Source organism: Streptomyces sp. NPDC046349 (assembly GCF_055587885.1).
In genome coordinates this window covers 75,407-89,975 of record NZ_JBVJFK010000009.1, presented here as the reverse complement: position 1 = coordinate 89,975, position 14,569 = coordinate 75,407, and the positions used below count along the sequence as shown (strand labels likewise).

At 73.7% G+C, this 14,569-nt stretch carries 14 protein-coding genes; 9 read left to right on the top strand and 5 right to left on the bottom strand.

The window, feature by feature from the left end:
* Nucleotides 1-75 precede the first annotated feature (75 nt).
* On the bottom strand, nt 76-888 hold the full coding sequence (locus ACZ6JS_RS21815; protein WP_469300075.1) for an endonuclease I family protein: 813 nt from the start codon (nt 886-888) through the stop codon (nt 76-78).
* A gap of 219 nt (nt 889-1,107) precedes the next feature.
* Here ACZ6JS_RS21815 and ACZ6JS_RS21810 point away from each other — a divergent pair, with 219 nt between their 5' ends.
* The gene (locus tag ACZ6JS_RS21810; protein ID WP_469300074.1) at nt 1,108-1,674 is read left to right on the top strand and encodes a DJ-1/PfpI family protein; all 567 of its coding nucleotides are present in this window, start codon (nt 1,108-1,110) and stop codon (nt 1,672-1,674) included.
* 69 nt (nt 1,675-1,743) lie between these two features.
* On the opposite strand, the gene ACZ6JS_RS21805 is transcribed toward ACZ6JS_RS21810, so the two are convergent.
* The gene (locus ACZ6JS_RS21805) at nt 1,744-2,556 is read right to left on the bottom strand and encodes a glutamate ABC transporter substrate-binding protein (protein WP_469300073.1); all 813 of its coding nucleotides are present in this window, start codon (nt 2,554-2,556) and stop codon (nt 1,744-1,746) included.
* A gap of 215 nt (nt 2,557-2,771) precedes the next feature.
* Here ACZ6JS_RS21805 and ACZ6JS_RS21800 point away from each other — a divergent pair, with 215 nt between their 5' ends.
* Together ACZ6JS_RS21800 and ACZ6JS_RS21795 are read left to right on the top strand one after the other, a co-directional pair.
* Nucleotides 2,772-3,872, top strand: coding sequence for a hypothetical protein (locus tag ACZ6JS_RS21800; RefSeq protein ID WP_469300071.1), 1,101 nt, complete (start codon nt 2,772-2,774; stop codon nt 3,870-3,872).
* Nucleotides 3,873-4,047: 175 nt separating this feature from the next.
* Nucleotides 4,048-4,599, top strand: coding sequence for a TerD family protein (locus tag ACZ6JS_RS21795; protein WP_469300070.1), 552 nt, complete (start codon nt 4,048-4,050; stop codon nt 4,597-4,599).
* A gap of 151 nt (nt 4,600-4,750) precedes the next feature.
* On the opposite strand, the gene ACZ6JS_RS21790 is transcribed toward ACZ6JS_RS21795, so the two are convergent.
* Nucleotides 4,751-5,383 carry a TetR/AcrR family transcriptional regulator gene (locus tag ACZ6JS_RS21790; RefSeq protein ID WP_469300068.1) on the bottom strand — a complete coding sequence of 211 codons (633 nt, stop codon included), beginning with the start codon at nt 5,381-5,383 and terminating at the stop codon, nt 4,751-4,753.
* 153 nt (nt 5,384-5,536) lie between these two features.
* On the opposite strand from ACZ6JS_RS21790, the gene ACZ6JS_RS21785 reads away from it, so the two are divergent.
* The 6 genes from ACZ6JS_RS21785 (at nt 5,537) to ACZ6JS_RS21760 (ending at nt 12,468) form a co-directional block, all read left to right on the top strand.
* Nucleotides 5,537-6,427, top strand: coding sequence for a phosphatase PAP2 family protein (locus ACZ6JS_RS21785; protein ID WP_469300067.1), 891 nt, complete (start codon nt 5,537-5,539; stop codon nt 6,425-6,427).
* A complete protein-coding gene (locus ACZ6JS_RS21780; protein WP_469300065.1) occupies nt 6,424-7,323 on the top strand; it encodes a DMT family transporter in 900 nt (299 codons plus the stop codon). The genes ACZ6JS_RS21785 and ACZ6JS_RS21780 overlap by 4 nt, the downstream gene beginning before the upstream one ends.
* Before the next feature lie 197 nt (nt 7,324-7,520).
* On the top strand, nt 7,521-8,000 hold the full coding sequence (rraA, locus tag ACZ6JS_RS21775; protein WP_469300063.1) for a ribonuclease E activity regulator RraA: 480 nt from the start codon (nt 7,521-7,523) through the stop codon (nt 7,998-8,000).
* 71 nt (nt 8,001-8,071) lie between these two features.
* Nucleotides 8,072-9,691 (top strand): peptide-N4-asparagine amidase, encoded by a 1,620-nt coding sequence (locus ACZ6JS_RS21770; RefSeq protein WP_469300062.1) that lies wholly within the window; start codon nt 8,072-8,074, stop codon nt 9,689-9,691.
* Between the two features lie 27 nt (nt 9,692-9,718).
* On the top strand, nt 9,719-11,434 hold the full coding sequence (locus ACZ6JS_RS21765) for a serine/threonine-protein kinase (protein WP_469300061.1): 1,716 nt from the start codon (nt 9,719-9,721) through the stop codon (nt 11,432-11,434).
* Nucleotides 11,435-11,535: 101 nt separating this feature from the next.
* Nucleotides 11,536-12,468: a squalene/phytoene synthase family protein gene (locus ACZ6JS_RS21760; protein ID WP_469300060.1), complete on the top strand. Its 933-nt coding sequence runs from the start codon at nt 11,536-11,538 to the stop codon at nt 12,466-12,468.
* Here the strand turns inward: ACZ6JS_RS21760 and ACZ6JS_RS21755 are convergent.
* Both ACZ6JS_RS21755 and ACZ6JS_RS21750 read right to left on the bottom strand, forming a co-directional pair.
* Nucleotides 12,452-13,192: a transglycosylase SLT domain-containing protein gene (locus ACZ6JS_RS21755; protein WP_469300058.1), complete on the bottom strand. Its 741-nt coding sequence runs from the start codon at nt 13,190-13,192 to the stop codon at nt 12,452-12,454. The two genes, ACZ6JS_RS21760 and ACZ6JS_RS21755, sit on opposite strands and share 17 nt — an antisense overlap.
* A gap of 380 nt (nt 13,193-13,572) precedes the next feature.
* Nucleotides 13,573-14,568 (bottom strand): dihydrodipicolinate synthase family protein, encoded by a 996-nt coding sequence (locus ACZ6JS_RS21750; protein WP_469300057.1) that lies wholly within the window; start codon nt 14,566-14,568, stop codon nt 13,573-13,575.
* Between the last annotated feature and the right edge of the window lies 1 nt (nt 14,569).

The window sequence follows — 14,569 nt, the reverse complement described above, 5'->3', positions numbered from 1 at the left end:
TCCGCGGCTGTCGCCTGCGAACACCCGGCCCGGCGCGCGTCACCCCCGGAGGCCGCCGATCCGGGCCGCCCGGCGTCACCAGATGGAGTCGACCCACTCCGGGTGGTCGACGAACGGGTTGCGGTTGTGCTGGTACACGTCGAATATGACCTGGTTGCGGCGCTGCTCGAAGGCGTCCGGCGGGTCCGCCCGGTTCCACTGCTTCAGCAGGCTGATCCGGCCGAAGAGCGGGGCGGAGCCGTTGTTGACCCTGTCGTTCATCTCCAGGTCCGCGAAGCCGTCACCGCCGTCGTAGCGGACGGCCATGTAGAGCAGCATGCGGGCCACGTCGCCCTTGACCGCGTCCCGGGGCTCGAAGGAGTCCGCGTCGGTCAGACTGCCCGGGGCCTCGCCCACGGCGCTGCCGCCCAGATCGAAGTCCTTGTTGCCGCGGGTGCTGTTGACCGTGACGTCCTCGGGTCGCAGGTGGTGCAGGTCGGTGCCCGGGCCGGTGGCCGTGCCGAAGTCGCCGTGGCTCTTCGCCCAGACGTGCTCGCGGTTCCAGTCGTTGGCGCCGCCGCCGTTCGACGACTTCGACTGGGAGCGGCCGGAGTAGAGGAGGATGACGTTGTTCGGGTTCGCCGGGTCCTGGTCGGTCACCTTGAGGGCGTTCCACACGCCGTCGTAGGTGACCTTGGACTGCGTCTTGATGATGTCGTGCAGGGCCGCCTTCAGCGCGGCACCGGTCTTGCCCTCGGCGGAGGCGTAGTACGCGTCGTAGGAGGCGGCCGCGGCGGGGGCGGCCCCGGGGGTCGTGCCCTGCTGGCCGGCGGACGCGGCCGCCGGTACGGCGACCAGGGCGACGGCGGCGAGGCCGGCCGCCCAGGGGGTCAGGCGCGAGATTCTCATCGGGTGGGGGGTACCTCTCCGTACGCACCGTCCCCGCCCGGGGAATCGGCGGGGGATCAGGTGGCGTGCAAGAGGATCGCATTGTCATGTGCCCATCAGGCAAAAAACATGTGTCCGGGACGTGGAAGCCCGGGTGTGCGCCCCGATTGTCGCGGGCAGGGTAGCGGTGGCCCCGGCGGGGCCGGCCCGAACCGTGATCAGCCCTACCTGGAGCAGCCCATGGCAGTGAAGATCCTCATCGTGACCGGCGACGCGGCCGAGTCGCTGGAGGTGCTGTATCCGTACCAGCGTCTGCGCGAGGAGGGGTACGAGGTCCACATCGCGGCACCGCAGGTCAAGAAGCTGCGCTTCGTGGTCCACGACTTCGAGGACGGCTTCGACACCTACACCGAGAAGCCGGGCTACACCTGGCCGGCCGACCTGGCCTTCACGGACGTGGTGACGGAGGACTACGCGGCCCTGGTCGTCCCGGGCGGGCGGGCTCCCGAATACCTGCGCAACGACCCCGAGGTGCGGCGGATCCTGGCCGCCTTCGCGGAAGCGGACAAGCCGATCGCGCAGATCTGCCACGGCCCGCTCATCACCGCCGCGGCAGGTGGCCTGGCCGGCCGCCGGGTGACCGCCTACCCGGCGCTCGCACTGGACATGAAGGCCGCGGGGGCGGAGTTCGAGGACTCCGAGACGGTGGTCGACGGCACCCTGGTCTCGGCCCGGGCGTGGCCCGACCACTCGCGCTGGATGAGGGAGTTCCTGACCGTGCTGCGCGGCAAGGCCCCCGTGGCCTGACCCGGGGCGGAACGCACGGGTGGCCGCGACCCCTCGACAGCGGGGTCCCGGCCGGCCGAGCCAGGGGCGTCAGCTGCCGGTGGTGATCGCCGGAGCCGGCTCGTACTTGTAGTTCGCGCCGAAGTTCTTCTTCACGGCCGCTTCCCAGGAACCGTCCTGGACCATCTTCTTCAGAGCGTCGTTGATCTTGCGCTGAAGGTCCTTCTCGCCCTTCTTGACCCCGATGCCGTAGTTCTCGTTGCTGAGGCTCTGGCCGGTCAGCTTGAACTTGCCCTCGTTGCCCTTGCGCGCGGCGTACCCGGCCAGGATCGAGTTGTCCGTGGTCATGGCGTCGACGCGGCCCTCCTGGAGGGCGACGACGCAGTCCGAGTAGCCGCCGAGCTCCAGAAGCGCCGCCTTCGGGGCGAGGTTCTTCTTGAGGTTCTCGGCGGAGGTGGAGCCCGTCACCGAGCACATCGTCTTCGAGTTGAGGTCCTCGGGCTTCGTGATCGAGGTGTCGTTGGCGCGGGTCAGCAGGTCCTGGTGGGCCACGAAGTACGGCCCGGCGAAGTCGACCTTCTCCTTGCGCTTCTCGTTGATCGAGTAGCTCGCGACGACGAACTCCACCTCGTTGTATTGGAGCAGCAGTTCTCGGTCGTTGCTCAGGACCTGCTTGAACTCGATCTGCTCCGGCGCGTAGCCGAGCTCCTTGGCGACGTAGGTGGCGACATCCACGTCGAAGCCGGTGAAGGTGCCACCGGCCTCCCGCATGCCGATGCCCGGCTGGTCGAACTTGATGCCGATGGGAAGGGTCCCCTTGTCCTCGTCTCCGCCACCGCACCCGGAGGCGGTCAGGGCGAGGGCGATCACTGCGGCGACCGCGCCGGCCTGGGGAACCTTCATGCTTGCACTCTTTCCTGGGGGAACGCGGGACGCGTCACCGGGATCGCCGGGCGTGTGGAACCGCGAGAACGTACGACACGTCGAGACGTGTACGAGGAAGCTAGGAAGAGGGCGGCCGCAGCGTCACTACATTTGAGCAAAACTTGAGGATAACGATCCGGCTCAGCCGCAATTTCTTCGGCAGAACCGGGTTTGACCAGCAGAAAGGGGCGGGTGTGGGAACAGGTTCGGTACGCGTGGACGGGAATGCGCTGCTTTTGGGAGAAGGGGTGCAGATCCGGTTCATACGGACCCTGCGCCTGCCCGAATCCGGAACGCATTCACTGCCCCCGGGGCTGGGTGAATTCCCGCTGCGCAGGGTCGAGGACCATCCCGACACGGTTCCGCCGGAGTGGCTGGCGAAGGGCGGCGTGATGCTGCCCGTGTACCTGCGCGAGGCGATGTGGCTGAGCTTCGGCGGGACCCGGACGCCCACCGCGCTCCAGGTCGGCGTCGGCAAGGTCTGCGCCGTCTCCGGCGAGCGGTGGAGCGGCCGCCTGGCGCGCACCCCGCAGAACTACGTGGTGCTGCCCCGGCAGCCCTGGCTGGACGGGATCAACTCCGGGGACGGCACGGTGCGCCAGTTCGTCGCCGTGCCGCTGGGCCTCGGCGCCACGGTCGAGGGGCAGGTCACCGGTGAGGAGACCACCGGCGGCGTGCAGCTGCAGGCGTTTCCACTGGGCCGCGAGGCGCTGGCGCAGTGGCGGCGGGCCGAACGGGCGCGACTGACGCCGCCCCCGCCGCCGGGCGGGGCCGAGGGGTTCTACGGGGGCCCGCCCGGCGGCGGGGGCTTCGGCGGCCCGGTCCCCGCGCCGATGATGGCTCCGCCCGCGCCGGCCGCGGCGCCCCGTTCGGCGCCTCCCGCAGGCAGGTCGGGGCCGCCCGCGGCACCCGCGATGGGGCTCGGCGTCGGCGGCAGCATGCACCAGGAGGTCTACCGGGACGAGCGCCCGCTGTCCGACTGGGCGGAGGAGCCGTCCGCGCGGGTCTTCGTGCACCTGGTGCCCCCGCCGGCGTGGCGCCGCATCACCGGAGAGGAGGCTCCGCCCTCGCCCGTCGACCGGGCCGCCTACACCAGGGCCGGGCTGCCCTGGTTCGACTACTACGACGACTCGGCCGCCGATCTTGCGCCGACCGATGCCCTGAGCGGGGTCAAGCCGGTGGGTGAGTGGCTCGGGGACGACCATGCACCGTGGGTGGAGCCGGCCCCCGGCCAGGTCAAGCCGCTCGGCACCGCGCCCAGGCCCGGCAAGCCCGTACAGGACGGCGACTGGTAGCCGGCGGGGGCCGGTGTGCCGGGCGGCCGGGCCCGGCCGGCGGTGCCGACGCCCGCGGGGTGGTGTGCGGGGCCCGATCCCGACCGACTGGCCGGGAACGTACGGCCGTTCGGGCCGGGACGGGCGTCGCGTGGGATCATGGGCGGGCAATACCCGCAAACGAAGGGGGAGTTCGGTGACCGGTGTACGCAAAGGACTGGCCAAGGTGGAGATCGCGCTGCGGTGGGACCCCAGCCCGGCCGGCACGCCCGCGAACGACCTCGACATCGTCGCCGCGGTCTACGCAGCCGCGGATCCGCACGGGACCCCCGTCCAACTCGTGCACTTCGGCAGCCGGTCGCCGGACGGGACCATCACCCTCAACCGGGACAGCCACACCGGCCAGGGCTTCGGCTTCGACGAGGTGATGACCGTCGAACTGCACCGGATGTCCCCCGACAGGGGGCGTGTGGTGATCGGCGTGGTCATCCAGGAACCCGGAGCCGCAGCGGGCGGCGGCGCGGCCGGCGCGAAGACGTTCGCCGATGTCGCGGGCACGGGGTTCCGGATCCGGGAGGGCCACACCGACCTCGCCCAGGGCGACTTCACGGACGTGCCGGGTGCCACGGCGGCCACCGTCGCCGAGTTCACCCGGGACGCCTCGGGCGCCTGGTCGTTCGACGTACGGCTGGAGGGCTTCGAAGTCGACCCGGAGGAGTTCACCCGGGTCATGGGCGGGGTCCGCTGAATGCGGCGGAGAGCGCCGCGGGGCCGCTCGGAGCGGGCGGCGGCCACTGGGGTGAGTGGCCGCCGCCCGGTCCGGGTGGCGCGCTGCCGCCGTCCCCACGAGGCAGCGCGGGCGGGGCGCCGTCCGGTCACCGGGACGACGGCCCGCCGGTTCAAGGGGCCTGGCCGGCCGTCCGCCGGGCGGGGCGCTCGGGCGCGAGCCCCAGGGACGGGAGCATGACCGCCTCCACGAACCGGATCAGGTAGTCGGCGTCCGCGTACTGGCCCTCCAGCACCGGCCGGATGCGGAGCACACCCATCAGCTGGGCCGGCAGGAACTCCACGGCGGGATGGTCCGCTGCGATCTCGCCGCGGGCCACGGCCCGCTCCACCATCGCGTCGAAGGCGGCCAGTTCGGGGTCGACCAGGGCCTCGCGCAGGGCGGCCTGGAGGGCCTCGTCACTGAGCACGGCGTGCCCGAGGGCCTGCGTCAGCCGGGTGTCGCGGCCGGAGGTGCCGGCCGCGACCCGGGCCGCCTCGCGCAGGTCGCCCGCCAGGGTTCCGGTGTCCACCGCGGCGAGGGTGCCCCGCCGGGCGGAGCGCAGGGCGGCGGCCACGAGCTGGGGCTTGGTCCTCCACTGCCGGTAGAGCGTGGACTTGCCGCAGCTGGCCCGGGCGGCGATGCCCTCCATCGTCAGGGCCTCGTAGCCGTGCTCGCGCAGCTGTTCCAGGACGGCGTCGTAGAACTCCTGCTCCCGCTCCGGGGTGATCTTGGAGCGGCGCGCGGGGGTCGGCGTCGACGTCATGGGCTGCGGCTCTCCTCGGGGCGCCTCGGCTGGTGGGTTCCGCTGTGAAGTGTACGGGAACGCGACCGTATCGGTACACCAGCGTATCGATACGCCAATGTATCGATACACTGGCGTTTCGCTGTGCGCGCAACAGGAAAGAGAGACCGGGGGATGACCGCCCACACCACGCCTGCCGGGCCGGAAGCCGGCCCGAGAGCAGCCCGTCGGCGCCTCATACGCGAGCTGCTGCTCGTCGCGGGCTTCTTCACCGTCTACAAGGCGGGCCGGCTGCTCTCGACCGACCGCACCGGCGAGGCCTTCCGCAACGCGGACCGGATCTGGGACGCCGAGCGCCTCCTGCACCTGCCCGGCGAGGGCGCGGTACAGCGGCTGCTGCTGCACGGCGACGCCCTGGTGACCACCGCGAACACCTACTACGCGGCCGTCCACTTCCCCGCCACCGCGCTCTTCCTGGTCTGGCTCTACATCCGCCGCCCCGCGCACTACCTGTGGACCCGGCGGGTGCTCGCGGTGCTCACCGCAGCCGCGCTCGTCCTGCACCTCGCCTACCCCCTGGCGCCCCCGCGGATGCTCCCCGCCGCCGGGCTCATCGACACCGGCCAGGTCTACGGGCCCACCGTCTACCGGGCCGCGCCCGACGCGGACACCCTGGCCAACCAGTTCGCCGCGATGCCCTCCCTGCACTTCGGCTGGGCGCTGATGCTCGCGATCGGCGTGATCGTCGCGACCCGCGGCAACGGCGGCGGGAAGGGCTCGCGCCTGCGGCCGCTGTGGCTGCTGCACCCGCTGGTGACCCTCCTGGTCATAGTCGGCACCGCCAACCACTACTGGATCGACGCGATCGTCGCCGCCGCCCTGCTCGGCATCGCCCTGCTACTGGTGCCGCGGCCGCGCACGAGCGGGCGGGACCACACGCCCACGGGTACGGAGCCCGGTACGGACATCGGGCCGGGAACCGGCACCGACGGCGGTGCGGAGGGCGCCGTACCCGGACTGCCGCGCCGCAAGAGCGACGCCGAGGTCGTGGGAGCGGGCAGGTGAACGACACCACCCTCGCCGTCGGGCTCTGCCTCGCCTCGGCCGTGGCCTACGCTGCCGGCGCCGTCGCGCAGGAGCGGCTCGCCCGTGCCGGCGCCGCGCGCAGCGCCGGGGCGCTGCTGGGCACCGGCGTCTGGTGGTGGTCGGCCGGGCTGAACACCGGCGCGGCCCTGCTGCACGCGGCGGCACTGCGCTACGGCCCCCTCACCCTGGTGCAGCCGCTCGGCGCGCTCACCCTGGTGGCCGCCGTCCCGATGGGGGCGCGCCGGGCCGGACGCCGCGTGGCGGCCACCGAATGGCGCGGCACCCTCGCCACCGTCGCCGGGCTCGGCCTGCTGCTGCTCCCGGCCTCCGGGCCGGCCCCCGACGACACCCTCACGCTGGCCGAGGCGCTCGCCGTCTCCGGGGCGACCGCGGCCGTCATCCTGCTCCTGACCGCGGTCAGGGAGCCGGGCGCGGGCCTACGGCACGCCACGGCCTCCGGGCTGGCCTCCGCCGTGGCCTCCGCGCTGACCCAGACCGTGGCGGTCGCGGGCGGCCGCGGAGGGCCCCTGCTGAGTGTGCGGGTCGTCGCCGTGGCCCTGCTCGTCGTGGTGTTCGCGGTCGGCGGGATGCTCCTGTCGCAGCGGGCCTACCGGGGCGGCGGGCTCGGTGCCCCGCTCGCCGTCGTGAACCTGGCCAATCCGCTCACCGCGGCCGCCATCGGCGCGGTCCTGCTCGGCGAACGCCTCCAGGGCGGGCCGGCGGGGCTGCTGCTGGCGGGGGCCGGAGCCCTCGTCGCGGCGCGGGGCGTGGTCCTGCTGACCCGCGCACCGGTCGCCTCGAAGGGCGCCCCGACGTCTCCGGTGCCGGCCGCGGCGGGCGAACTGGCCGTACCAGGGGGACGAGTGCCCGTCTGAGCCCGCAGACCCGCGCTGCGCACAGGCGAAACGGTTCGCCCGCCCCGGATCGCCGGCGCGGCACCCATCGGCCCGTCGGATTCAGGCCTTTGTCCGGGCCTGCCCGCCCCCGCCCCCCCCTGCTGGCCGAGCCGGGCCCACTACTGTGGCCGCACGGCGCGACGTACGAGACCGAGCAGCGAGGAACCGGTACCGGCATGAGCATCACCCCCGTCCCCACAGCCGACCTGTACGACGAGCACGGCGAAGCGCTCGACGTCTGCACCACCGGCTTCCGGCAGTTCGGCGGCCGCCGGCTCTTCGCCGGCCCCGTGCGGACCGTCCGCTGCCACGAGGACAACGCCCTGCTGCGCGAACTCCTCCACACCCCGGGCGAGGGCGCCGTCCTCGTCGTGGACGGAGCCGGCTCGCCGCGGACCGCCCTGGTCGGAGACCTGATCGCCGGCGCGGCCGAACGCAACGGCTGGGCGGGCCTGATCATCAACGGCTCGGTCCGCGACAGCGTCGCCCTCGGCGCCCTCGACCTCGGCGTGAAGGCCCTGGGCACCGTCCCCCGCAAGAGCGGCAAGACCGGCGCCGGCGCCGTCGACGAGCCCGTCACCATCGGCGAGGTCACCTTCCGCGCCGGGGACACCGTCCACGCGGACGACGACGGCGTCGTCCTCCTGCGCGGCTGACGACGAGAACCGGCCAGGTCCGGCCCGCGGCCCTGGCCGCCGCCCTGCGCACCGGGTTTCACTGCCGGTCCATGAGACGACACAGGATCAGGGGCCTGCTCGGCGCGCTCGCGCTGACCGCCGGCACCCTGGCGGCCGCGGGACCCGCGCACGGCCTGACCCGGGCCGACCCGCCGCCCGCCGAGTTCGGCACCGACTGGCACGACCCCCTCACCGCGGCACCGCCCGTCGCGCGGCCCGCCACCCGGTCCTGCGAGGTGACCCTCGCGCACGCCCGGTTCCGCGACTTCACCCCCTACCGCGGCGACTACGCGCCCCCCGCCGGGTGCGGCGCGGCCGACTGGGCCGCGGTGGTGCTCCGCCTCGACGGCAAGGTCAAGGGCCGCCAGTACGACCGCCTGGGCCACCTGTCCCTCGGCGGCGTGGAGATCCTGCGCACCTCGACGCCCCAGCCCTCGCCCGACGGCATCACCTGGTCCGTCGAGAAGGACGTCACCCGCTACCGCGACACCCTCGCCCGCCCGCAGCCCGTCGAGATGCTCATCGGCAACGTCGTGAACGACACCTACACCGGCGTCATCGACGTCGAGGTGACCCTGACCTTCTACGCCGCCGACGGACGCACCCCCGCACCCGACACCCCGGACCGGGTCCTGCCCCTCACCACCCCGACCGTCACCACCCCCCGCAACACCGAACGGCTGCTCGCCGAGGTGTACGCCACGGGCTCCGGCGGTGGCTGCGAGGAGTACTGGTACCTGACCGCACCCCCCGGAGCCCCGTACTCCTGCACCGCGGACGGCGGCCCCCACCGCGAGGTCCGCGTCCTGGTCGACGGGCGGCTCGCCGGCATCGCCGCGCCCTTCCCCACCGTCTGGACCGGAGGCTGGTCCAACCCCTTCCTCTGGTACGTCACCCCCGGCCCGCGGGCCTTCGACGTGCAGCCGATCCGCTACGACCTCACGCCCTACGCCGCCCTCCTCAACGACGGCCGCCCGCACCGCATCGAGGTGACCGTCGCCGGGCTGCCGGCCGGACAGAGCGGCTGGAGCACCCCCGCCAACCTGCTGCTGTGGCAGGACGAGGCCCGCCGGGTCGTCACCGGCGCCCTGACCCGGCACGAGGAGAGCGCCCCGTCGGTGCGCTCCCGCTGGACGCCGGCCGGTCCCGGCCAGCACCGGGTGGACACCGAGGGCGACCACCGGCTGACCGTCGCCGGGTACCTGGACACCTCCCGCGGCCGGTTGGCCACCACCGTCACCCGCTCCGTGCACCACACCTCCGCCCACCGCTGGACCGAGGGCGGGAGCCGCGACGCGCTGACCGCGGCCTGGAACGACGAGGAGCGCGTGACGCACGGGCCGACGACCACCCGGACCGACCGCACCTACACGATGGACGGCGAGACCACCCTCGGAGCCGGCGACCGCCTGCGCACGGTCCTGACCCTGGGCGATCGCGCGGACACCGTCACCGTGCGCGCCGGCCGGACCGTCGACGCCTCCCGGCTCGACGACCGGTACACCGGCGACGCCACCTACACCGCGAACGTCCCCCGCGACCAGCGCCATGCGGTCGCCACCACCTCCGCCCGCCACCGGCTGTACGGGTCCCAGGCGCCCGGCGGATGTTACGACCGCGCGGTGGCCACCGCCCAGGGCACGGTCACGGTGGACCGGCGGCGCTGCTGACGGCGGCGCCGCCTACGATGATCCGCCATGGACACGAGTGAGGCCGGCAGACAGCTGATCGACGGGCGCTTCGAATTGGTCGCGCCCCTGGGCAGCGGCGGCATGGGTACCGTTTGGCGGGCGCGCGACATCGCCCTGCACCGCGAGGTGGCGCTCAAGGAGGTGCGCCCGCCGGACCCGGCGACCGCCGCCGCCCAGCCCGGCCTCGCTGACCAGATGCGCGAACGCGCCGTCCGCGAGGCCCGCGCCCTCGCCCGTCTCGCCCACCCCCATGTCGTGACCATCCACCACATCGTCGAGCCCGCGCAGGGCACGGACGGGCACCCGTGGATCGTCATGGAGATGGTCCGGGGAGGCTCCCTGCACGACCGCCTGGAGTCCGGCCCGATGCCGCCCGCCGAGGTCGTACGGCTCGGCCTCGACGTGCTGTCCGCACTGCGCGCCGCACACGCCGAGGGGATCCTCCACCGTGACGTGAAGCCCGCCAACGTGCTGCTGCGCCCCGACGGGTCGGCCGTGCTGACCGACTTCGGCATCGCGGCGCTGCACGACTCCACCGGCCTCACCGCGACCGGTGTGCTGATCGGCTCCCCGGAGTACATCGCACCCGAGCGGGTCCGCGGGGAGGAAGGGCTGGCCGCCTCCGACCTGTGGTCGCTCGGCATGCTCCTGTACGTGGCCGCCGAGGGGACCAACCCGCTGCGCCGGGCCACCAGCCTGGCCACGGTCGTCGCCGTGCTCGACGAGCCGATCCCCGCGCCGGTGCGCTCCGGCCCGCTGGGGCCCGTACTGGAGCGGCTCCTCGTGCGGGACCCGGCCGCGCGCCCCGACGGAGCACAGCTGGAACAACTGCTCCGGGACGCTGGCGCCGCTCTCGGATCCGGCGCGGGCACCGGTCCCGCCGCCACCCCACCGCCCGTCGCCTCCCCGGTGGTGCCGGCCCCGTACGGGCAGTTCGGTCCCTACGCGCCGAACAGCACCCCGCACACCCCGCCGCCCCCGCACACCCCGCCGCCCTACGGCGCCGGCGGCTCCCCGTACGCCGCCGCGACCACGCCCGTCCCGGTGGGCGGCGCCCCGCGCAGGCGCCCGGCCCTGATCGGCGCCGCGATCACCGTGGTCCTGGCGGCCGGCGTCGTCGGCATCGTGCAGCTGCTGCCCGACGGGAACTCCGGCGACGACGAGGCGAAGGGCGGCGCAGCGACCCGCCCGGCCGTCGCCACCTCCGCCACGCCTCCCGGGCGGGACACCGCATCGGCCCCCGCCCCCAAGGCCAGCGCGCAGAAGGCGGACGCTCCCCGGGGCAGCATGATGACGCCGGAGAACGTCCGCACCGCGCTGGAGGCGTTCAAGAAGGAGACGGGGACGACCACCTTCGTCGACATGACGCTCTACGACGGGTACATCCTCGCCTCCATCCCCACCGCCGCGGGCGCCGAGACCGTCGACTCCTGGCAGTACCGGGACGGCGCGGCCTCCCGCACGGGGCCGGACGGCACGGTCGAGGAGGGGGAGCCGCTGATCGACATGGCCACGGTCAACTGGGACGCCCTGCCCGGCATGCTGGAGCAGTCCAAGAAGGACCTGAAGGTCGAGAAGCCGACCTCGCGCCACGTGATCATCGACCCGTGGATGATGGACCAGGTCCCGTCGATCCGTACCTACCTCAGCGACGAGTACGGCCGCGGCGGCTACGTCCTGTGGAAGACCGACGGCAGCCTCAGGAAGGTCACCGCCACCTGACCCGGCGCGGCCCCGCACCGGGCCGCACGACACCGACCGGGGGCGCGCCCCGAACCCGCGCCCCCCATCCGCCCACGCCGACCTCGAGGAGCGCGACCCCCGTGCCCAGCTGGCGCACCACCCTCACTGCGGCCGGGATATCCGGCACCCGGCTGCGGGACGACTACACGCAGGCCGCCCGCCGGGTGCTCCGCCGCGAACCCGCGCCGTACCTGGCGCTGCGACTGCTCGCAGCGCCGCCCCTGGTGCCGGCCCTCGCCGCCGGTCTCGCCTTCATGAACCTCGTCGACGACGGGGCCGAGACCGGCACCCCGCAGCAACGTGCCGCCGGCCTCGCCGCGTTGACCGAGCGCGTCGAGGCCGCCCTGGAGTCCGGGGACAGCCCCCATCCCGTACTGCTGGCCTACGCCCACGCCGTGGACTCCCGGGGCCTGCCCGAGCACTGGGTGTCCCGCTTCCTCGCGGGCGCCGCCTCGGCGGAGGCCGCCTTCGACGGCTTCGCCGACGAGGCGGACTTCCAGGCCTACCTCGACGCCTACGCCTGGCCCGGTGTGCTGGTCTTCACCGGCCTGCAGTACCAGGGCGGCCCGGATCCCGAACAGGCCGCCGGCTGGCGCCGGTTCGTCGACGCGGCCCAGCGCGTCGACTTCCTCGCCGACCTCCACGGCGACCTCGCCGACGGCAGGCTCTGCCTCCCGCGCGCCCGCCTCGACGAGCACTCCGTGACCCGGGCCGACCTGGAGGGGGCCCGTGACACCCCTGCCGTACGGGCCCTCCTCGCCGCCGAGGCCCGGCGCGCCCGCGCGGCCCTCGACGCCACCCACGGCATCCTCGACCTCGCCGAGCCCGGCCTGCGCCCCGTCGTCGCCACCATGGCGGACCTCATGGCGCACCAGCTGACCGCCGTGGAGCGGGCCGGCGCCGGCGCCCTGCGCCGCGACGTCGGCTACGGCCTCACCGCGCCCCTGCGGATCCTCGTGCGCGCCGCGTCGGGCGGCCGAGGCCGCGCCGCACCCGCTAGTAGGCGCCGTTGACGTTGTCGATGGAGCCGTAGCGGGCGGCCGCGTAGTTGCATGCCGCGGTGATGTTGGCGACCGGGTCGTACGAGTCCAGCGAAGTGCCGGGCACGTGGTAGGCCTTGAAGGTCGGGTCGATGACCTGGAGCAGGCCCTTCGAGGGGATTCCGTTCCGGGCGTTGATGTCCCACAGGTTGATCGCCTTGGGGTTGCCCGAGGACTCCCGCATCACGTTGCGGTGAATTCCGTTGTAGCTTCCGGGAATACCGTGCTTGGCCATCACGGCGAGGGACTCGCGGATCCACCCGTCGAGATTGTTCGGGTAGGAGGAAGCCGGCTTGGCGGCGGTCTTCGCCGCGGACTTGGCGGCCGCCGCCGCCTTCGCCTGGGCACCGATGGTCAGTTTGATGCCGGGGCGGATGACGGACGGGTTGTCACCGACCACCGCACGGTTCGCCTCGTAGAGCTGCTTCCATCCGCCACTGACGGAGTGGTCCGCGGCGATCTCCGAAAGGGTGTCGCCGACGACCACGGAATACGTGGCGGGAGGGGCCGCCGCCACGTTCACGGCGGTGGCGGCGGTGACGGTGGCCACTGCCGCCGGCGCGCTCGTGCCCACCGCTCCCGCGGTGGTCGCGCTGATCAGCGGCAGCGTGAGAGCCGCGCCGCCTGTGCCTGCGAGGGCCAGCTTGCGGGTGATCGGGTTCTGCTTCGGCCGGCGGTGCTTGCCCTTTGCAGGCATGGCGGAATTCCTCACGTGGGGGGACGGGAGACCCGGGTGGCGGGGCCGTATTCGGCCGCCCGTCACCTGGAGTGAGGTGACCGTAGGTGAGCCCGCCGGGCGGGAACAAGCCCTGAATTCCACCCATAGATCGACATCCCGCAATCCGCCCCGGAAATGACCTTGTGGACATCCCGGCGAAAAGGCCGATTCCCTTTCCGGGAAAAGGGAATCGGCCTCTTGCGGGAAATGATGTTGACGTGTCCCGCGTGACTGACATCACGGGGTCGGGGCTCCGGGGGCATTAGGGGCAAGTCCGGTCCCTGACGGGCTCATTCGGGCGACTCGCGCGTAGGGGTCAAATCGCCCAGGAGGGATGCTTTCCGGCGCCTATTTCCCCCTCAGGCGTTCATTTCCCCCGGGTGCTGCGCGGGGAGGCGTTCCTCGAGTGCCGCCAACCGCTCCAGGACGGCCGCCACCGCCCCCTCCGAGGCCGGGAGCAGGGGGAGCCGGACGTCGGCGGCCGGGATGCGGCCCTGGGCGTGGAGCACGCCCTTGACGACGGCCGGATTGGGTTCGGCGAAGGCCGCCGCCGACAGCCCCGCCAAGGCGTGCCCCAGTGCCCGGGCGCGCACCGCGTCCCCCGCCCGCCAGGCCGCGGCGAGTTCCGCGAACCGCTCCGTCGCCAGGTGGGCCGAGGCGAGGACCGCGCCCGACGCGCCCATGGCGAGCATCGGCGACACGTACACGTCGTCCCCGGCCAGCACGTGGAATCCGGCGGGCCGGTCGCCGAGCAGCTCCACCGCGTCCTGGTCGACGCTGCCGGTGGAGTACTTCACTCCGGCGACCCCGGGGAGCGACGCGAGGGTCCGCAGCGCGGCGGCGTCCAGCGGCTGACCCGTGCGGTGCGGGATGTGGTAGACGACCAGCGGTACGGGGCTCACCTCGGCCAGCCGTCCGAAGTGTGCCAACACCCCCGCCGCCGAGGGCCGTACGAACGACGGGACGGTGACGAGCGCCGCCCCCGCCTGCGGCCAGCGGGCCAGCCCGGCCAGCGAGGCCTCCGCGGCCCGGGTGCCGACCGCCCCCGCACCGACGGTCAGCATCGCGCCGCGCTCCCGGCAGACCCGGGCGCACACGCCGGTGACGAGGTCGCGCTCCGGCTCGTCGAGGCAGGCCGCCTCCCCGGTGGTGCCGAGGGCGACGATCCCGGTGGCGCCCGCCTCGAGCACTTCGTGGGCGAGCGCCTCCAGGGCCTCGGCGGCGATCCCTCCGGTGTGCGTGAACGGCGTGACGAGCGGTACGTGGATCCCGTGGAGCGGGACCGTCCGCGCGATGCCCCCGGAGGTTCCCCCCGCGAGGTCCTCCGCGGTGTTCTGTGTCGTGTCCTGTGCCATG